Source organism: Salmonella sp. SAL00672 (genome assembly GCF_046552175.1).
GTDB classification, from domain to species: Bacteria; Pseudomonadota; Gammaproteobacteria; order Enterobacterales; family Enterobacteriaceae; genus Salmonella; species Salmonella enterica.
In genome coordinates this window covers 384,368-402,665 of sequence record NZ_JBGDUQ010000001.1, presented here as the reverse complement: position 1 = coordinate 402,665, position 18,298 = coordinate 384,368, and the positions used below count along the sequence as shown (strand labels likewise).

The 18,298-nt window shown below is 46.9% G+C and carries 16 protein-coding genes and 3 pseudogenes; 12 read left to right on the top strand and 7 right to left on the bottom strand.

Features of this window, described 5'->3' with window-relative positions:
• Positions 1-112: 112 nt before the first annotated feature.
• Positions 113-586, top strand: a pseudogene (locus ACLJTG_RS02125) (helix-turn-helix domain-containing protein); the annotation flags it as partial.
• Positions 587-764: 178 nt separating this feature from the next.
• On the opposite strand, the gene ACLJTG_RS02120 reads toward ACLJTG_RS02125, so the two are convergent.
• The 3 genes and pseudogenes from ACLJTG_RS02120 to ACLJTG_RS02110 form a co-directional block, all read right to left on the bottom strand.
• Complete coding sequence (locus ACLJTG_RS02120; RefSeq protein WP_077913672.1) at positions 765-1,673, bottom strand: hypothetical protein; 909 nt, start codon at positions 1,671-1,673, stop codon at positions 765-767.
• Between the two features lie 150 nt (positions 1,674-1,823).
• On the bottom strand, positions 1,824-2,156 hold the full coding sequence (locus ACLJTG_RS02115) for a DUF1493 family protein (protein ID WP_021000342.1): 333 nt from the start codon (positions 2,154-2,156) through the stop codon (positions 1,824-1,826).
• Positions 2,150-2,248: pseudogene (locus ACLJTG_RS02110) on the bottom strand (STM2901 family protein); the annotation flags it as partial. The pseudogene ACLJTG_RS02110 and the gene ACLJTG_RS02115, both read right to left, overlap by 7 nt.
• A 264-nt stretch (positions 2,249-2,512) precedes the next feature.
• Between ACLJTG_RS02110 and ACLJTG_RS02105 the strand changes: the two are divergent.
• The 3 genes and pseudogenes from ACLJTG_RS02105 (at position 2,513) to ACLJTG_RS02095 (ending at position 3,591) form a co-directional block, all read left to right on the top strand.
• Positions 2,513-2,761 (top strand): type II toxin-antitoxin system Phd/YefM family antitoxin, encoded by a 249-nt coding sequence (locus ACLJTG_RS02105; RefSeq protein WP_000885424.1) that lies wholly within the window; start codon positions 2,513-2,515, stop codon positions 2,759-2,761.
• Entirely contained in the window at positions 2,751-3,035 is a 285-nt protein-coding gene (locus ACLJTG_RS02100) for a type II toxin-antitoxin system RelE family toxin (RefSeq protein ID WP_023243932.1), read from the top strand. The genes ACLJTG_RS02105 and ACLJTG_RS02100 overlap by 11 nt, the downstream gene beginning before the upstream one ends.
• Before the next feature lie 170 nt (positions 3,036-3,205).
• Positions 3,206-3,591, top strand: a pseudogene (locus tag ACLJTG_RS02095) (RidA family protein).
• Between the two features lie 51 nt (positions 3,592-3,642).
• Here ACLJTG_RS02095 and ACLJTG_RS02090 read toward each other — a convergent pair.
• Positions 3,643-4,722, bottom strand: a complete 1,080-nt coding sequence (locus tag ACLJTG_RS02090; protein ID WP_079951428.1) for an S-adenosylmethionine:tRNA ribosyltransferase-isomerase — start codon at positions 4,720-4,722, stop codon at positions 3,643-3,645.
• 192 nt (positions 4,723-4,914) lie between these two features.
• Entirely contained in the window at positions 4,915-5,403 is a 489-nt protein-coding gene (locus tag ACLJTG_RS02085; RefSeq protein ID WP_001293634.1) for a MarR family winged helix-turn-helix transcriptional regulator, read from the bottom strand.
• A gap of 44 nt (positions 5,404-5,447) precedes the next feature.
• Between ACLJTG_RS02085 and ACLJTG_RS02080 the strand changes: the two genes are divergently transcribed.
• From ACLJTG_RS02080 to ACLJTG_RS02060, 5 genes are all read left to right on the top strand, one after another.
• Entirely contained in the window at positions 5,448-6,956 is a 1,509-nt protein-coding gene (locus ACLJTG_RS02080) for an FAD-dependent monooxygenase (RefSeq protein WP_198898127.1), read from the top strand.
• Complete coding sequence (locus tag ACLJTG_RS02075; protein ID WP_001095731.1) at positions 6,946-8,187, top strand: MFS transporter; 1,242 nt, start codon at positions 6,946-6,948, stop codon at positions 8,185-8,187. Before ACLJTG_RS02080 ends, ACLJTG_RS02075 begins: the two co-directional genes overlap by 11 nt.
• A 69-nt stretch (positions 8,188-8,256) precedes the next feature.
• The gene (locus ACLJTG_RS02070; protein ID WP_410958877.1) at positions 8,257-9,813 is read left to right on the top strand and encodes a PhoPQ-activated pathogenicity-related family protein; all 1,557 of its coding nucleotides are present in this window, start codon (positions 8,257-8,259) and stop codon (positions 9,811-9,813) included.
• A gap of 176 nt (positions 9,814-9,989) precedes the next feature.
• Positions 9,990-11,276, top strand: a complete 1,287-nt coding sequence (locus ACLJTG_RS02065) for an MFS transporter (protein WP_000824240.1) — start codon at positions 9,990-9,992, stop codon at positions 11,274-11,276.
• The gene (locus ACLJTG_RS02060; RefSeq protein ID WP_000864935.1) at positions 11,251-12,276 is read left to right on the top strand and encodes a zinc-binding alcohol dehydrogenase family protein; all 1,026 of its coding nucleotides are present in this window, start codon (positions 11,251-11,253) and stop codon (positions 12,274-12,276) included. The genes ACLJTG_RS02065 and ACLJTG_RS02060 overlap by 26 nt, the downstream gene beginning before the upstream one ends.
• A gap of 58 nt (positions 12,277-12,334) precedes the next feature.
• On the opposite strand, the gene ACLJTG_RS02055 is transcribed toward ACLJTG_RS02060, so the two are convergent.
• A complete protein-coding gene (locus ACLJTG_RS02055; protein WP_000388417.1) occupies positions 12,335-13,126 on the bottom strand; it encodes a FadR/GntR family transcriptional regulator in 792 nt (263 codons plus the stop codon).
• 45 nt (positions 13,127-13,171) lie between these two features.
• Positions 13,172-14,263 (bottom strand): choloylglycine hydrolase family protein, encoded by a 1,092-nt coding sequence (locus ACLJTG_RS02050; protein ID WP_000976500.1) that lies wholly within the window; start codon positions 14,261-14,263, stop codon positions 13,172-13,174.
• A gap of 427 nt (positions 14,264-14,690) precedes the next feature.
• Between ACLJTG_RS02050 and ACLJTG_RS02045 the strand changes: the two genes are divergently transcribed.
• The 3 genes from ACLJTG_RS02045 to cybH are packed head-to-tail and all read left to right on the top strand — an operon-like array spanning position 14,691 to position 18,293.
• The gene (locus tag ACLJTG_RS02045) at positions 14,691-15,794 is read left to right on the top strand and encodes a hydrogenase small subunit (RefSeq protein ID WP_001194448.1); all 1,104 of its coding nucleotides are present in this window, start codon (positions 14,691-14,693) and stop codon (positions 15,792-15,794) included.
• Positions 15,795-15,796: 2 nt separating this feature from the next.
• Complete coding sequence (locus ACLJTG_RS02040; RefSeq protein WP_000331200.1) at positions 15,797-17,599, top strand: nickel-dependent hydrogenase large subunit; 1,803 nt, start codon at positions 15,797-15,799, stop codon at positions 17,597-17,599.
• Positions 17,550-18,293: a Ni/Fe-hydrogenase, b-type cytochrome subunit gene (cybH, locus tag ACLJTG_RS02035; RefSeq protein ID WP_000924456.1), complete on the top strand. Its 744-nt coding sequence runs from the start codon at positions 17,550-17,552 to the stop codon at positions 18,291-18,293. Before ACLJTG_RS02040 ends, cybH begins: the two co-directional genes overlap by 50 nt.
• Positions 18,294-18,298 lie beyond the last annotated feature (5 nt).

Here is an 18,298-nt window from a genome sequence, read left to right as displayed (position 1 = left end):
GAGGCTCAATGCTAATGTCTATTTGTGGCTCATTTATAGGAATGTCCAGGCTATAGTTCTCAGATCTGCATGTCTAGACAACGACTCGCATTTTCCTGATGAGGCGTTTTCTATGGCTATACATGACGCCGGGATGTTCACCGTGAAAGGAATCAACCGCCTCAAAATCCTTCAGGATGCCATCGACCGCAATTTACATCCCGGTCAGGCTGCTGAGATGCTCGGCATTACGCCACGCCATTGCAGACGGCTGCTGAAACGTTATCGCCAACTCGGACCACTTGGCATGAACAACCATAGTCGTGGCCGCGTTGGTAACCGTCTGTTGCCAACTTCACTGATAGATCAGGCACTCTGTATAATCCGGGAGCACTACCGTGATTTTGGCCCCACGCTGGCGCTGGAAAATCTGGAGGAAGTTCACGGTCTGGTTCTTGGCAAGGAAACTATCCGACGCCTCATGATAAAAGCCGGAATCTGGATCCCTCGCAGATAACGCGCGCCGAAAATTCATCAGCCTCGTTACAGGCGGCCTTGTACTGGCGAGCTGATACAAATTGATGGCTGCGACCACCACTGTATCGAAGTCTGGCATTATCCTGACGGGCATAAGGAACTGCGGCTGAATGGCGTTCTGCTCCCCTATTCCACCTTCGACCGGTTGTCGGAGGTGGACCCCGTCGCAATTGTTGATAATAAAAGACTAGGTCATGTGCTTGGAGTTGCGCGCCAGGCCCAGAGAAAACTGGACAATAATCGCTCACTTAAATAAAGAGATGTCGTAAAAATGCCAGCTCAGGCCTGCGCTGCGCCAAAAAATCAACTAACGGATTGAACCACTCTGGACGCTGCCACTGCGAAAAGTCAGGACAATTCGCTGTCGTCATCGGGCTATTCATCAATGGATGTTCAATCATTGGTGTACTTAACCCTTGACGTGCTCGCCAGTTTTTTACCGCCTGATATTCAAATGGCCAGAGTAATAGATCCTGACGCTGAATTTCATAGCCAGTCAAGCAACAATGCTTATCGCTATTATGAAAATCGGTCCACTCAAGATGCTTATCACATAGCGTAATTAATCCGGTGCGGACTAGTTCATCATCTGATGACAATAAAATGTTTTGGCAAAAGTCCAGATAGACAGGATCAACACGCACTTGCATTGCTTCCCAGTTGATTGTATCCCCCCGTTCACGCGCCATTATCTCCATCGCCAGGATACCCAATTTCTGTTCACGATAAAACGGAACAATTTCTTTCAATACGCCGCTTTGAAACCCGCGCTGAATGGCCGGATAGCAATAAGGAACTAAAGAGAATTGATTGCAGGCGAATAGTGTTAACCAACTCTCTCCCTGCTCGCTAAACTTCGTGGTATGTCCCCGCTCTTCCCGAATATCAAAATGATCACAAGCTAGCTCGATACTCCATAGAGCAAGATTAGTACAAAGCAATGAGTTATCTGCTTTCCCTGTTTTATAGCAACCATCAAAATAGAGCGTGCCATTAGCCTGCAAGAAACAAAATAATTGAGTACTGATAAGCACCATTAGATCATCTTTAGCTTGATAAATTTTATCCAAACGCTTCTGAACCAGTTCAGGATTGAGCCGATAATAGCGTTCAAAATACTCTTCTTTCCACAATACATGTTTCTTAACATGGTTCACAACTTGTTTATAAGTGGGCATGGTGTCACCTAATAGTCCATTATTTTAGCGTTCAATATATATCTTTATAGAGCGTAAGGCTCTATAACTTGTTAGGGCATATAGCCTTGACAATAATGACGGAGAGCGGAAAGCAGCCCCCAGCGTGAATCAGTCATACAACCAGCGACCAGCCCTGGCAGACGCAATGAGCATACCTATAGTGAAATCCGGCACCTGAGGAATATCGTTTTTGCGAAACGGATTAAGCAAATGCTTTAGCGGTGGTTCTGGCGGATAGTATGTTGTGATCGAGAAACTCCCTCTATCTACATTAAATGTCGTAAAAAAATCATCCATCAATGCCAGTGCTTCATCATCTTCCAGCTGTAGATCTGAATCCAAATCTGTTGACGGTGTCAGTTCTTTTTTCTTAAAAAGGTAAATTCCATCATGGCTTCTTACCAGTTCATAAATCCGCTGTTCAAGAGTATCACTTACCATATTTTATCGCTTCCTCTGGCAATACGGTTGTAATCCCTGACTGTACGATCTGCAATCTGCGACACGTCAGAGGCCAGAATAATCCATCCGACTGTTCAGCAAGGCCACCAAGTAAAATAATATCACCATCTGCAAGGCTGACTTCGGTTGTTACATCACGCTTGATAAGGGTTGGCGAGTTATTGACGCCCGTTTCAGTGGTCATAAGTTAGGTTCTGGACATCTGAACTTAGCCTTGAAAAAACCGTCAGCAGCCCGCATCCCTGACTGGGCTGGCGCTGAATCTCTTTCTGGAAGGATGCTTTTATTAGTACTATTAAAGGTGCTATATTTAGTCATCAACCAGGAGATAAATTATGGCATTTCAAATTTTAACGACTACTGCAGCAAGCATTACTGAACTGAAACGTGACCCAATGGGAACTTTCAATGCCGGAGATGGCGCTCCAGTTGCCATTCTTAACCGTAATGAACCGGCTTTCTACTGTGTGCCTCCGGCACTTTATGCTCATCTTATGGATATTCTTGAGGATGAAGAACTCGGTCGTATTATCGATGAGCGTGCGAATGAACGCGTCATTGAGGTCAACATTGATGACTTATAAGCTGGCATTTAACGAATCTGCACTAAAAGAGTGGAAAAAGCTGGGACATACTATACAGGAACAGTTTAAAAAAAAGTTACGGGAACGGCTTGAAAACCCTCGGGTTCCGGCTTCTCAATTACATGGAAGAAAGGATCAGTACAAAATTAAGCTGCGTGGTGCAGGATACAGACTGGTGTACAGCGTCGAAGATGAAATTATCACGGTAACTGTCATTGGCGTTGGAAAGCGTGAAAATGATGCCATCTACAAAGTGACACGACACAGAAGCTAATCACTCAGAAAATGCTCTCTTTCCCGTCAAGCGATACGACAAACAGGCTCAGTTCTTTTATGTGACGGCACCTTGACATATGCCACATATATGAAACTATGGCCTACGTTGTGTATGTGACATTCATTTTATTCCCGCCCGGAGTGTTTACGCTATCTGAGGATAACATTATGACGCAACGTATCGCGGTTTTTCCTGCCGGCCGCCATTCTCTGTATGAGGAACATGGGTATTCCGCAGCCATCCGTTCTGGTGATTTATTGTTTGTTTCAGGCCAGGTAGGCAGTCACACAGACGGCACGCCGGAGCCTGATTTTCAAAAACAAGTGAGGCTTGCTTTTGAAAACCTGAAAGCAACACTGACTGCAGCAGGATGCACATTCGATGACATAGTGGATGTCACCACCTTCCATACCGATCCAGAGCAACAACTTAACGACGTGATGGCGGTGAAACAGGAGATATTTGCCCATCCCCCTTATCCTAACTGGACCGCTGTTGGCGTTACCTGGCTGGCTTTGATTTCGAAATAAAGGTTATTGCCCGAATCCCCTGATGCTTATTCTCGGTAAAACCGGTAGCATTATATGTACCGGTTTTATTTTATTCATCCCTGCCCTTCATCCTGTATGATTAACATGCAATCACCAAACATATCGAACTGACATGACTGGATATGTTCTGAGGTATAGGCCTTAATGAGTAGATCAACCCCAGCAAACTGACCAGTTAACACCATATGCGTCGTTTTTGGCTGATGTAAGTTCGTTAGCAGGCAGTCAACCACTTTCAGTTGATAGCCTGGATGTATATAAAGCGCAGTCCAGCCAGAACTTGCTTTGAGGCAATTGTGTTCCCTCGAATACGCAGATTCCAGACATCGTGTAACGGTAGTTCCTACGGCAAAAATACGTCCGCCATTTTGCTTCGCAGTATTAATGATATCCGCTGTTGCTTGCGGAACCTCGTAGTATTCTTCGTTGATAGTCACTTCCTCTACACATTTTGTTTGTATTTTTCTGTTGGACAACATTTCTGTTGATGCAACATGTAAAGTGATGAAGGATATTAACCCACCTTTATCTTTGATTCTTTGGATAAGATCCCAGGTAAAATGAATGCCGGCAGAAGGTATTTCCAAAGAGCCATACTTTTTAGAAAAAACGGAACGGTAAGCATCTGGATATTTATAAAACAAGCTGGAGTCCACATACTCATCAAGACGCTCACCATGACTGGCTAAATAGCAAATTAAGGCCTCATGATTTTCTACAACGGCCCGGTACTGGCTCTCCTCGCTAAACCTTTGCTCTATCTTAATGGAAATTTCAGGGTTATCAACCAAATAGAAAACATCATTCGCGTTAAGCCTTTCTTTTAAAAGTCCGGAAATAATTACTCTATTATTTGGTAAAAATCCCTCTAAAACAATTTTAATTAACCTATTCTGTCTTGTTTTACAGATAAACATATGGTTTATTATAGTACTGTCGTTAAAACAGATTACATCACCTTCTTTGATATAATCTGTTACTTTACTAAAGTCTACCTTATGAATTTCCCCTTTACTCCGGTTGAGGACAAGCATTTTACACTTTTCCCTGTATGAATCATTGGCTATCCAATGAGGTCTGAGTGGGATAGTCATCTGATCGGTAATGCGAAAATCATATTTTTCGGTAAGCATATATTTACCCTTTGAAAAACCATTGATACGGCGATTGTTATATAGCCGTATTCTGCAGTATACGTTGGCCTTTCAAAGGGTGAAAATTAACTCGATAAATGTTGTTGTTATATTTACTTTGCTGGCTATTTAATCAATGTCAGATACCGATATTAGCCTGGACGATCGGATTTGACCGCCCTTTTCTTTTGCTTATTCCGGCATTGAAGCATCGCTATCCATTGCATCGGCAAACTTTTGCATTAGCCGAACAAAGACATCAAGTTCATCCTGAGGCCAGTCTTTAAAAACAACTTTGCCCATTTGCTCTCGCGCAGCGTCTATACGCTCCGTCATCGCCTTTCCTGTACGGGAGATAACGGCCTCGCGTATACGACGATCGATGGCATTATGCTGCCGTATTATCAACCCCAGCTTCTCCAGTTTGGCGACCTGTCGGCTTACCGTCGTATAATCACGACCGGCACGTTCGGCTAACTCAACAACGCCAATCGGCCCTAAACGTTCGATACTAATAAGGATCGAAAATAGCGCACGATCGAGTTGTATCCCCGCCTCTGCAATTAATTTCTCATCATTACGAGGCCGGTTAAGCGCGCTCACCACGCGAATCAACGCACCGTGAAGCGCCTTCATTTGCTCGGAAATGTGTGTATCTTGCACATTTTTATTTTCTGACATAGCATGTCTCCTCTTATGTGCATAATACACATATCGGAGAGACGATGACAAGATACACCACTACAGATGTACTGATCTGCGGCGCTGGCGTTACCGGGCTTACTTTAGCCATCGAACTGGCGCGTCACGGGGTCTCATTTCGCCTGATTGAGAAAAGAACGACGCCTTTTATCGGCTCCCGCGGTAAAGGTATTCAGCCGCGAACGCAAGAAATCTTCGAGGATCTTGGAATACTCAATAAAGTGGTCGCCGCCGGCGGGCTCTATCCCCGACTACGAACCTACCGTCATGACGGAAGCTACGTAGATTCAGATATTGCGCATCATACAAAACCGACCCACGCCGAACCCTACCATCTGCCATTGATGGTTCCACAGAACGTGACAGAAACGATTATGCGAGAGCAATTAAAAGCATGGGGACATCGGGTGGAGTTCGGCTGCGAGTTACGACATTTTGCGCAAACCCCACGCACAGTCACCGCGTATGTTGCCGGGCCGGCTGGAGAAGAGGTCATCATCGCGCATTATTTGATAGGTGCGGATGGCGGCGGAAGCTTTGTCAGAAAAAAATTAGGCGTCAGCTTCCCCGGTCGTATGTTGGGAATCCATGCGCTTGTGGCTGACGCTTCACTTTCCGGTCTGAACCGGGATGTATGGCACCATTTTAACGATGGCGATATGACGCGGATGATAACGATTTGCCCTCTCGCCGGCACGCAGCTCTTTCAAATCCAGGCGTTGTTGGCCCCGGACGACTCGCAGAATTTCTCAGCCGACGTGCTCACGGCTTTTCTTACTGAACGAATCGGGCGGACGGATGTTCGCATCCATTCGATTCCCTGGGTATCGAAGTACCAGATGAATGCGCGCATAGCGGAACATTACCGTGTGGGTAAGGTATTTTTAGCCGGTGATGCCGCTCATGTGCATCCGCCGACGGGTGGGCAAGGATTAAATACCAGCATCCAGGATGCCTATAACCTGGGGTGGAAAATGGCAGCCTCGCTGCGGGGCGCAGGAGAAGAGCTTCTCGATAGCTATGAACAGGAACGCCGCCCGGTAGCCGAATCACTGCTCCACCTTTCGACCCGATTACTTGACTCTCAAAAACAGGGTGGCATCAAACGAGAACGCGACGTTCAACAACTTGACATCCAGTATACCGACTCCCCCTTAGCCCACACGTTGCCCGAACGTCAGCATGGGTTACAAGCGGGAGAAAGAGCTCCGGATGCTCCTCTTTTGGGCGCCGGCGGCCAATCATTACGATTATTTCAGTTACTACAAGGTCCGGACTGGAATCTGTTGGCCTACGAAACCCACGGTAAGGTCATCAATGCGCGGCGAGGACTGCGTATTCATCACATTGGCGAGCAGGACGAGCTCATCGATACCCTGGGGCACTTCCGGGAGTCCTATCAACTGGCGCCGGGTCAATGCGTGCTGATCCGACCCGATGGCTATGTCGGCGCATTCTTTCACGGCAAACAGAGCAACGATATTGAAAATTATCTCTCTCGTTTTGCCATAGGGATTAAAGATGAATACTAATGTCTATGAGAACACCGACAGCGAAACTATCACCCCGCTCAACAAGCGGCGTATTTTGCCTGTTTTCCTGCTTGTCGGCCTTTATGCCGCCAGTACAGCGGCTGTAATGTCGGTACTGCCTTTTTATATCCGCGAGATGGGCGGTTCGCCGCTTATCATTGGAATCATCATCGCCACTGAAGCTTTTAGCCAATTTTGTGCGGCGCCCCTGATTGGCCACCTTTCCGATCGCGTTGGCCGCAAGCGAATACTGATTGTCACGCTGGCTATTGCGGCGATAAGTTTACTATTACTCGCCAACGCGCAATGTATCCTGTTTATCCTGCTCGCCCGCACGCTTTTTGGCATTAGCGCCGGGAATTTGTCAGCCGCCGCAGCCTATATTGCCGATTGTACGCACGTCAGAAATCGGCGTCAGGCAATCGGTATCCTCACAGGCTGCATTGGTTTAGGCGGTATTGTCGGGGCAGGCGTTTCCGGGTGGCTATCGCGTATCAGTCTGGGCGCGCCGATCTACGCCGCCTTTATACTTGTCCTTGGGTCTGCCCTGGTCGCGATTTGGGGGTTAAAAGACCCTTCCACAACATCACGTACCACAGATAAAATAGCGTCGTTCTCTGCCCGCGCTATTTTAAAGATGCCAGTCCTTCGCGTCTTAATCATCGTAATGCTTTGTCATTTCTTCGCCTATGGCATGTACTCTTCACAATTACCTGTTTTTCTTTCTGACACCTTCATCTGGAATGGGCTTCCCTTTGGGCCAAAAGCGTTAAGCTATCTGTTAATGGCGGACGGGGTTATTAATATTTTCGTTCAGCTATTTCTGTTAGGTTGGGTGAGCCAATATTTTTCGGAGCGAAAGCTAATTATCCTCATCTTCGCCCTTCTTTGTACTGGATTTCTCACTGCGGGTATCGCCACGACCATACCTGTGCTTGTTTTTGCTATCGTTTGTATTAGCATCGCTGATGCGCTAGCCAAACCCACTTATCTTGCCGCCTTGTCCGTCCATGTATCGCCTGCCCGACAAGGTATCGTCATCGGAACGGCGCAGGCATTAATCGCAATCGCTGATTTTATATCCCCCGTATTGGGCGGATTTGTCCTGGGTTATGCTCTGTATGGCGTCTGGATCGGTATAGCTATCTCTGTCGCCATTATTGGTCTGGTGACGGCAATGATTTACCTTTCAAAAAGTTCAGTGCTAATAGTGAAACCAGAAACAGAATAATGTGACAACGTCACAAACATTATTGTTCCCTTCTTCCCTTATTTATCAAAAGTATTGTACTTATATTGAATGTTTAAGAGGTATTTATGGAAATTATGCTGGCTGGCATTTGCCCTTGTAAAGCGCGGGGAAAGCATGAAAAAAACATATCTCGTTGTTATCGTACTGTTTTTCATTTCTACAAAAGTTTATACACTACTTCATAACAACATCTTCTTTTGTCGAAACAGCCCGGAGTGTGATTTGTCTCATGTTCTCCCCGACTACCGGGAGCAGATTTCAGGCACACCGCTAAAATATACCTTGATTAATACAGCTCCATTAGCACAGGTGGTAGTCAGACACTATGAATTATTATCGCAACACTGGTCGCCAGATGACATGGTAACCCCTGCGCAATGGCGACATAACGTTGATATTTATATCCCTGAAACGGCAAAAGAGCACCATGCTTTGGTGGTTGTAAACAACGGAATTAATTATGATAAAGGCGTACAAATCACTGGTAAACCCGGTGATCTCCCCCAGGAAACACTGGCAAGCATCTCCCGTGATACGAATACCATCGTAATATCAGTGAGTGATATACCTAACCAATATTTAACCTTTCAGGATGATAAAAAACCACTGAAAGAGGACGAAAGCGTTTCCCGAAGCTGGGCATTATTTATGGAAGCGCCGGAGCAACGTAAGTTAATGCCTTTAAATATTCCTATGGTCACTGCCCTATCGCAAGCGATGAGATTAGCAAAAAAGGAGTTAACGCAATGGAATATAAATTCCTTTATCATTACAGGTATTTCAAAGCGTGGGTGGACCACCTGGTTGTCAGCTATTGCCGATCCTGATGTTGAAGCAATTGTTCCCTTCGCCATTGATCTACTTGATATTGATGCTTCACTTGAGCATATTTATCAATCATACGGTGGAAATTGGCCCATTACATTCTACCCCTACTACCAGCAAGGCATAGATGAGAAAATAAAATCCCCCACATTTACCCAGCTAAGGCAAATAATAGATCCGCTAAGATATCTCAACACTATTTATCAACCCCGCCTTGCAATACCGAAATATATTATTAATGCAAGCGGCGATGATTTTTTCGTACCAGACAATACTCGCTTTTATTATAGCAAACTTCCTGGCGTAAAATCATTACGTATAGTGCCTAATATGAACCACTACTCAATTAACCAGTTCGCTGAAGAAAGCCTCGTTCCTTTTATTAATAGGTTTCAAAGTAAAAAAACATTACCACAGTTGATCGGCCTTATTCACCACCATCTTCTTACGGTCTATTTCTCAGAAGCGCCGGTAAAAGTCGTTCGCTGGATAGCCAACAATCCAAATGCGCGTGATTTTCGTTATGCCTGTGGCATCCGCTATCAGCCACTTACAATAGATATCCCCGCCAACAATAAGATCAGTATTACGTTAAATGAACCGAAGACAGGTTGGGAAGCTACCTATATCGAAGCCACTTTTAATGATGGCTATGTCGCCACGAGTCAGGTTTATATTACGCCCGATGAAAAATACCCACAGACAGCGCCACCTTCTGTTAACGCTGCATGTCAAACGTTACCGGGGCGTGGATTAGGGGAAAACGATAGTCTCGATTGAATTTTCAAGTAATTGTCTGATTTTAAAGAACTTTATCCATCACGCTTGCGATGGATAAAAATCCTCTGCGATAAATTTTTGTTATATTGATCACGTTCTAACCACAAGAGAGGTGATTTGAAAATAACCTTAAAATATTGTGGTCAGGCCGCTAGACCACAATAAGAGGATTAATCATGAAAAGAAAAACAATGGGATGGCTTATCGTTTTTCTTCTATTTATAGTTTACATGCTCAACTATATGGATCGTTCAGCATTGTCGATAACTGCCCCCTTGATCGAAAAGGAGTTAGGATTTAACGCCGCGGAGATGGGAATGATCTTCAGCGCATTTTTTATCGGATACGCCCTGTTTAATTTTATTGGTGGCTGGGCCAGCGATAAAGTTGGGCCAAAAACGGTTTTTCTCATCGCAGCGTTACTATGGTCTGTATTTTGTGGCTTAACTGGTTTGGTCACCGGATTGTGGACAATGCTTATCGTGCGCGTTCTTTTCGGTATGGCTGAAGGACCGGTCAGCGCTGCCGGAAATAAAATCATCAATAACTGGATTTCCCGAAAGGAGTCTGCCACGGCGATCGGAATTTTTAGCGCCGGTTCCCCGCTCGGCGGCGCGGTGTCCGGGCCGATTGTGGGCCTGTTGGCGTTATCCTTAGGCTGGCGCCCCGCATTTGGCATTATTTTCTTATTTGGCCTGGTCTGGGTACTGCTGTGGTACTTTATCGTTAGCGATAAACCAACAATGAGTAAACGCCTGGCGCCGGAAGAACGCATTGATTTTGAAAATCATGAGGACGTTATTTTATCTGATGATGGCCGGGCTACACCTTCACTCGGCTATTACATGAAACAACCAATGGTATGGGCGACAACTCTGGCTTTTTTCAGCTACAACTATATTCTTTTTTTCTTCCTGACCTGGTTCCCAAGTTACCTGAACCATTCGTTACATCTCGATATTAAAGAAATTAGTATCGCCACGGTAATTCCCTGGGTCATCGGTGCCATTGGTATGGTGCTCGGCGGCGTCTGTTCTGATGTAATTTATCGGATTACCGGTAATGCTCTGCTCTCACGTCGACTTATTCTGGGCGTATGTCTGGCAGGCGCGGCGGTATGTGTTGCCGTTTCCGGTACTGTTAGCACTATTGGTAGCGCAATTACGCTCATGTCAGTTTCACTCTTCCTGCTCTATTTAACAGGCCCAATTTATTGGGCGGTTATTCAGGATGTTGTTCATAAAGATAAGGTAGGGAGCGTCGGCGGAGCCATGCATGGCCTGGCTAATATATCCGGTATTATCGGTCCGCTTGTCACCGGTTTTATCGTTCAATTTAGCGGTAAATATGACTATGCGTTCTATCTGGCTGGTGCTATCGCTATCGTTTCAAGCCTGTTGGTCTTCGTGTTTGTAAAAAGTAAAGGATTCAAAGCCAATGAAAGTCAAAGCTGTGTTCATTAATAAGCCTGGTGAAGTTGAAACCCGCTGGGTGGATTATCCCCATAAGAAAGAAAATGAAGTATTAATTAAGGTTGATGCTGCAGGCATTTGCGGATCGGATATCGGGGCTTTTCGTGGAACGAACCCACTGGTTACTTACCCAAGAATTATTGGGCATGAAGTGACCGGAATTGTTCTTCAGGAAGGTACCGGAATGCCGGACAATATTAAAAAAGGCGACCGCGTGATTGTTGACCCCTATATTTATTGTGGTCACTGCTACCCTTGCTCTGTCGGCAGAACTAACTGTTGTGAAAATTTAAACGTCATTGGCGTGCATGTCGATGGCGCAATGCAGGAGGTGGTTACTCATCCCGCACATTTAATTCATAAAATACCAGATAATGTGCCTTCTGAAATGGCGCCGCTGGCAGAACCGCTGACTATCGCTCTGCACGCGCTGCATCGGGCAAACGTTAAGGCTGGGGAATATGTTGCCATCATCGGCGCGGGGGCCATTGGTCTTATGGCGGCATTAAGCGCGCGTCATTACAAGGCAACGCCTATTCTGATCGATATTGTGGAAGAAAGGCTACGCTATGCGCAAAAGCTTGGCGTTCCCTATGTGCTGAACGCCGCTGACGATCAGGTTATCGACGCTATTAAAAATATCACCCACGGCACCATGGCGCAGGTCGTGATAGAAGCCTCCGGCGCAAATAGCGCTATTCGAAATACGCTTGATTTAGCATCGTTTGCTGGTCGTATTTCGTTTACCGGATGGCCAAAACAGGAAACGTCGCTGCCGACGAACCTGATCACCTACAAAGAACTGGATTTACGCGGTTCCCGCACCAGTGCCGGTGAATTTGATGAGGCATTACGCATGCTGTCAACGCTGGAGATTAATCCGCAAGATGTTGTCAGTAAGGTCGTCAATCTTGATGAGATCCCTGATGCAGTTAAAGAACTTGATCGCTATCCGGAGCGCTACTTAAAGATTAATGCTGTTTTCCATTGATTTACGGCAAGCTCCACCGCATGGCATATCCGCCATGCGGTGTTATTTACCGACAAACTTAGCCGCCGACAATCTTTCTCACATAGCGTAAATGTTCCAGAGATCCCTCATAGGCGCTGTCAGCATCAGACTGGCGCATCGCATCCACTATCGCTTTATGTTGTTTGTTGAGATTAAGTAAAACATTTCTGTCTCCAGACTGCTCATCAAGCCCGGCATAAGGGATATTAATCCGTTGTTCCCATAACATACGGGACATATCGAACAACACCCGGTTACGGCTGGCCTCAGAGATCGCAAGGTGAAACTCTTTATCCAGCGAGTAAAAGCCGTGGACGTTATTATCGTTAATGGCTTGATCCATACGATGATAAATCGCCTCTATTTGGTTGATGACGTCAACGTTATCGTTTTGTGCGGCTAAGCGCGCACAATGGCTATCGACCAGCTCGCGAGTAGAGAGAATTTCTTCAATGGTATAGTCGCTGGCAAGGTGTTTTTTATCTGAAACGATAACCCCATTACCGGACTGAATCACGATCCATCCCGAGATCTCCAGTACAATAAGGGCTTCTCGCAAGGAGGCGCGGCTCACGCCAAGCTGTTTTGCCAGTTCGCGTTCTGGCGGTAAAAAAGTTCCCGGTGGAAAAATATTATCATTGATCAGCTTAATGATGAGGTTGGCTATCTTCTGATAGAGCCTCTCCTGCCTGACCTCAGGTATAACCATGCGCCCTCCAATCCATATCCAGGGGATTTTGAATGGATTTAGCATACCATCCTGGCGCTGGTGATCGTGATAATTAATTACCGTGCATGATAAAGAGAAGCAACCGCCGGTAGCCTCCATTACCTTCGCCGAGACTACCGGGGAAACTAAACAGAGACGAGCGGTTTATCCTTTGACGTTGATTTTCTCGAACACGGGCGCAGTCGCGTTCTTAAACTGAGAAAGGGACCAGGTTTTATAGTTGATATCATTGTAGCCGCGCACCATCATCTCACCGTGCGTCAAGTCAGACAGCGTTGTCCAGACCGTATATTCTGAGACCGGTTTGCGGGTGGCGTTGCCTTCCCCTTCACTCCCCATATAATCAACCGTAATATTTTTCGGACGATCGAAACGGCTCATAATATGCGCAAGCGTATTCATTGCATCGTGGGCGGATGTCGCTTGCGGCGCATATGTGGTGTAATAAACGCCGCGTATAAAACGGGAAACCGACGTATCGGACGATGGCAAGTCTGCAATAGCAATCCCGCTATCAGGCTGCATCACTTTTATCCCGCCCAATGTGCCTGAAGAGCGGTCCACATTGGTTAATTGCGTATAATTATTCAGATTTGTCAGATGCCAGGGGAATGCGGGACCATTTGTCATCACGCGAGTGGGATTGTCATAGACATGGAATTTGCCATTTTCCACTTCAACGACAATGCTTCCTCCTTTCTTGTCGTAAAACGCGTAATGAAATGGCGATTTCAGATCGCCAAACCGATGCAGCTCCGGTGACCAGAATTTGCCCTCTTTTATTGCCTGTTTTACCTCGCCGACAGTAGCAAAACGGGCCAGCGCCCATTCTCCCAACGAGGTGACAGGAATTGCCTGTTTATATTCACTCGCGGGCAATGGCGGCAACTGCGCATTCATGATCATGTTTTCACTAAATGACAATCCCGCGCTATTCATGCCTTCAAGTATGTCTCTGCTATCGCCATCAGTAATGGTGGAAGTAATGGCCAGTATCGGATACTTCGCCTGATAGCTTATCCCCTGGCTGCCATCCGGCGTTTTTTTATCAAACTGTGTTCCCGCCGGGTAATACGTTAACCATGAGGGTAAATCCTGCATATATTCCAGCGTACGCCCATGAAAAATATCGCCTTGTTTATCCTGAATAGCAAGGGTTGTGCAGGCCTGTGCCGCCAGGGCGTATGAAAACAGCGCCGGAGCGATAAATAACATTGCTTTACTTTTTTTCATCATGCTCTCCTTGTTTGTAAAATGGATTGGATGAATATGTTAAATTAAACCTATCAATGGTTATGCAGCACGTAATTAATTGTGATCTTATTTTACAAGCTAATAAATTTAACTGACGGGTTTAAAGGAGAGTTAAACACAGCGAACTAATATGAAACGCGTTATCCGTGTGACCATTTAAAAAAATCCCATCATGTTATAAATAAAAAACACGGTTTCTTATCAACATTAAGAGATGCCATCACAACGCTATATTTACTCAACATCACCAATAACATTAAATTAATTTATGTTTTTGAGTAATGTGAGTAGCACACATGTAATCAGTTGTTACGAATTAGAAACATAATTGCTACTAAAACACGTTGAGAAAGACAAGAAATGCAACATATGATGCCCACACTAACTATAGTGGTTTGGGATAAACGTTATGCAAACACAAGATACATTTTATCAAGTTATGCGTAGACACGGCGTGACAAGGCGTAGCTTCCTCAAGTTTTGCAGCCTTACCGCAACGTCTTTAGGCCTGAGCAGTTCGATGATTCCTCAGATAGCTTATGCCCTGGAGAATAAACCGCGTACGCCAGTGATATGGCTGCATGGTCTTGAATGTACCTGCTGTACCGAATCTTTCATTCGCTCTGCGCACCCGTTGGCAAAAGATGCCATTTTGTCGCTCATTTCCCTGGATTATGACGACACCATTATGGCCGCCGCAGGGCAACAAGCTGAGCAGGCGTTGGCGGATGTGATGCGTGAGTACAAAGGAAATTATATCGTTGCCGTGGAAGGTAACGCGCCGCTGAATGAAGATGGGATGTTTTGCATACTGGCTGGCGAGCCGTTCCTGGAGAAGTTAAAACGCGTCAGCGCGGATGCTAAAGCGATTATCGCTTGGGGGTCCTGCGCATCATGGGGCTGCGTGCAGGCAGCCCGTCCCAACCCAACTAAAGCCACGCCGGTTCACAAATTAATTACCGATAAACCCATTATTAAAGTGCCAGGCTGCCCGCCTATACCTGAAGTGATGTCCGCCGTTATCACCTATATGCTGGCATTTGATCGCATCCCTCCCCTTGATCGTCTTGGACGACCAAAAATGTTTTATGGCCAGCGAATTCATGACAAATGCTACCGACGCGCGCATTTCGATGCCGGTCAGTTTGTGGAAGCGTGGGATGACGAAGGCGCCAGAAAAGGGTATTGCCTGTACAAGATGGGCTGTAAAGGCCCGACCACCTATAACGCCTGTTCAACCGTTCGCTGGAATGATGGCGTGTCTTTTCCTATCCAGTCGGGTCATGGATGCCTCGGATGCTCGGAAGATGGATTCTGGGATTACGGTTCTTTTTACAGCCGGGCAACGGGCATTCCGCAAACCGGCATTGAGGCTACCGCCGATAAAATCGGACTGGGCGTTGCTGGCGTCGCGGGCGCTGCCGCCATCGCTCACGCCACGGTGAGCGCCATAAAACATGCCCGCAATAAAAACAACACGTCATCAGAAAACGCTCCGGAAGAGAAAAAATAATTATGGCATATCCTTATCAGACTCAGGGTTTTACGCTGGACAATAGCGGACGGCGAATTGTGGTCGATCCGGTTACTCGCATCGAAGGGCATATGCGTTGCGAAGTGAATATCGACAGTAATAATGTTATTACTAACGCCGTGTCGACCGGCACCATGTGGCGCGGCCTGGAGGTTATCCTGAAAGGTCGCGATCCGCGAGACGCCTGGGCATTTGTTGAACGCATTTGCGGCGTCTGCACCGGTACACACGCTCTGACCTCAATCCGTGCCGTAGAAAATGCGCTGGGAATCGCGATTCCGGACAACGCAAACTGTATCCGTAATATGATGCAGGCTACGCTACACGTTCACGATCACTTGGTGCATTTTTATCATCTGCACGCGCTGGACTGGGTTGATGTGGTTGCCGCCCTGAAAGCCGACCCGCATCAGACCTCCGCCATCGCGCAAAGCCTTTCCGCATGGCCGCTATCCTCGCCGGGATATTTCCGCGATTTGCAAAATCGACTGAAGCGGTTTATCGAGTCCGGTCAACTTGGCCCTTTCCGTAATGGCTACTGGGGACATCCGGCGATGAAACTTCCGCCGGAAGCCAATTTGCTGGCGGTCGCCCACTATCTTGAAGCGCTCGATTTTCAAAAAGAGATCGTAAAAATTCACACCGTTTTCGGTGGTAAAAACCCGCATCCTAACTGGCTGGTGGGCGGCGTTCCTTGCGCCATCAACCTTGACGAAACGGGCGCGGTCGGCGCAGTGAATATGGAACGCCTGAACCTTGTCAGTTCCATCATCCAAAAAGCTCGCCAGTTCTGCGAACAGGTTTATCTTCCGGACGTCTTGCTGATTGCCAGTTATTACAAAGACTGGGCAAAAATCGGCGGCGGGTTATCGAGCATGAACCTGCTGGCTTATGGCGAGTTTCCGGATAACCCTAACGATTATTCCGCCAGTAATCTTCTGCTTCCGCGTGGGGCTATCATTAACGGTCGTTTCGACGAAATTCATCCTGTCGATTTAACCGCCCCCGATGAGATTCAGGAGTTTGTCACTCACTCCTGGTATACCTATGGTAACGGCAATAACGATAAGGGCCTGCATCCGTGGGATGGTCTGACCGAACCGCAACTGGTCATGGGCGAACACTATAAAGGCACAAAAACCTTTATCGAACAGGTGGATGAGTCCGCTAAATATTCATGGATTAAATCGCCGCGCTGGAAGGGACATGCGATGGAGGTAGGTCCGCTGGCGCGTTATCTGATTGGATATCATCAAAATAAACCGGAATTTAAAGAACCCGTGGATCAACTGCTTAGTGTATTAAAGCTGCCTAAAGAAGCGCTCTTTTCTACATTAGGACGTACTGCCGCGCGTGCGCTGGAATCCGTATGGGCAGGCAATACGCTGCAATATTTCTTCGATCGTCTGATGCGTAACCTCAAGTCCGGCGATACGGCGACGGCAAACGTCACGCTCTGGGAACCCGATACCTGGCCTACATCGGCAAAAGGCGTTGGTTTCAGCGAGGCGCCGCGTGGCGCGCTGGGGCACTGGATAAAAATTGAAAATCAGAAAATCGACAGCTATCAGTGTGTGGTACCGACAACCTGGAATGCCGGGCCACGTGACGATAAAGGTCAAATTGGCGCGTACGAAGCGGCGTTAATGGGGACTAAACTCGCCGTTCCCGATCAACCATTGGAGATTTTACGTACTCTGCACAGCTTCGATCCCTGCCTGGCCTGCTCCACCCATGTTATTGATAATCATGGAGGGGAGCTGGTCAGGGTTCAGGTACGATGACGACGATTCGGAGGTCTCAATGCATCTCAAAGAAATAACCAGCCAGGGGTACTATATCTATGAAGCGCCGGTCCGTTTATGGCACTGGATCACGGCGTTATCCATTGTCGTCCTGGCTGTTACAGGATATTTCATTGGCCGCCCCCTGCCATCGATTCAAGGTGAAGCGACCTTTATGTTTTGGATGGGCTGGATACGACTGATCCATTTTACCACGGCGTATATTTTTACTGTCGCGCTGCTGTTTCGTATTTACTGGGCATGTGTCGGCAATGAGTACGCCAGGGAGATGTTTCTGGTTCCGTTCTGGCGCCGCGCCTGGCGTAAAGGCGTTATCAGCGAAATCCGCTGGTATTTTTTCCTCGAAAAAGAGGCCCATCGTTACTATGGACATAATCCGGTAGCGGGACTGGCGGTAATGTTCTATTTCTGGATGTCCGTACTGATGGTGTGTAGCGGCTTTGCGCTCTATGGCGAAGGGCTTGGAACAGACAGTTGGGCGTATCAATGGTTTGGCTGGATGATTCGCCTGACTGGCAACGATAGCCTCGCGCTGCATTTCTGGCACCGGCTGGGCATGTGGTTCATTATCGCCTTCGTCATTGCGCATGTTTATACCGCTATCCGCGAAGACATTATGAGCCGACAAAGCGTGATTTCCGTCATGATAAGCGGCTGGCGCTGGTTCAGGTGATAACA

What these genes read in the sequence shown, in the direction of transcription:
- ACLJTG_RS02070 (WP_410958877.1), top strand. Translation starts at nt 8,257, where the DNA reads ATGTTTAAGAGGTATTTATGGAAATTATGCTGGCTGGCATTTGCCCTT.
- ACLJTG_RS02090 (WP_079951428.1), bottom strand. Translation starts at nt 4,722, where the DNA reads ATGCTTACCGAAAAATATGATTTTCGCATTACCGATCAGATGACTATC.
- ACLJTG_RS02105 (WP_000885424.1), top strand. Translation starts at nt 2,513, where the DNA reads ATGGCATTTCAAATTTTAACGACTACTGCAGCAAGCATTACTGAACTG.
- ACLJTG_RS02045 (WP_001194448.1), top strand. Translation starts at nt 14,691, where the DNA reads ATGCAAACACAAGATACATTTTATCAAGTTATGCGTAGACACGGCGTG.
- ACLJTG_RS02080 (WP_198898127.1), top strand. Translation starts at nt 5,448, where the DNA reads ATGACAAGATACACCACTACAGATGTACTGATCTGCGGCGCTGGCGTT.
- ACLJTG_RS02115 (WP_021000342.1), bottom strand. Translation starts at nt 2,156, where the DNA reads ATGGTAAGTGATACTCTTGAACAGCGGATTTATGAACTGGTAAGAAGC.
- ACLJTG_RS02065 (WP_000824240.1), top strand. Translation starts at nt 9,990, where the DNA reads ATGAAAAGAAAAACAATGGGATGGCTTATCGTTTTTCTTCTATTTATA.
- ACLJTG_RS02050 (WP_000976500.1), bottom strand. Translation starts at nt 14,263, where the DNA reads ATGATGAAAAAAAGTAAAGCAATGTTATTTATCGCTCCGGCGCTGTTT.
- ACLJTG_RS02055 (WP_000388417.1), bottom strand. Translation starts at nt 13,126, where the DNA reads ATGGAGGCTACCGGCGGTTGCTTCTCTTTATCATGCACGGTAATTAAT.
- cybH (WP_000924456.1), top strand. Translation starts at nt 17,550, where the DNA reads ATGTTATTGATAATCATGGAGGGGAGCTGGTCAGGGTTCAGGTACGAT.
- ACLJTG_RS02040 (WP_000331200.1), top strand. Translation starts at nt 15,797, where the DNA reads ATGGCATATCCTTATCAGACTCAGGGTTTTACGCTGGACAATAGCGGA.
- ACLJTG_RS02075 (WP_001095731.1), top strand. Translation starts at nt 6,946, where the DNA reads ATGAATACTAATGTCTATGAGAACACCGACAGCGAAACTATCACCCCG.
- ACLJTG_RS02085 (WP_001293634.1), bottom strand. Translation starts at nt 5,403, where the DNA reads ATGTCAGAAAATAAAAATGTGCAAGATACACACATTTCCGAGCAAATG.
- ACLJTG_RS02100 (WP_023243932.1), top strand. Translation starts at nt 2,751, where the DNA reads ATGACTTATAAGCTGGCATTTAACGAATCTGCACTAAAAGAGTGGAAA.
- ACLJTG_RS02060 (WP_000864935.1), top strand. Translation starts at nt 11,251, where the DNA reads ATGAAAGTCAAAGCTGTGTTCATTAATAAGCCTGGTGAAGTTGAAACC.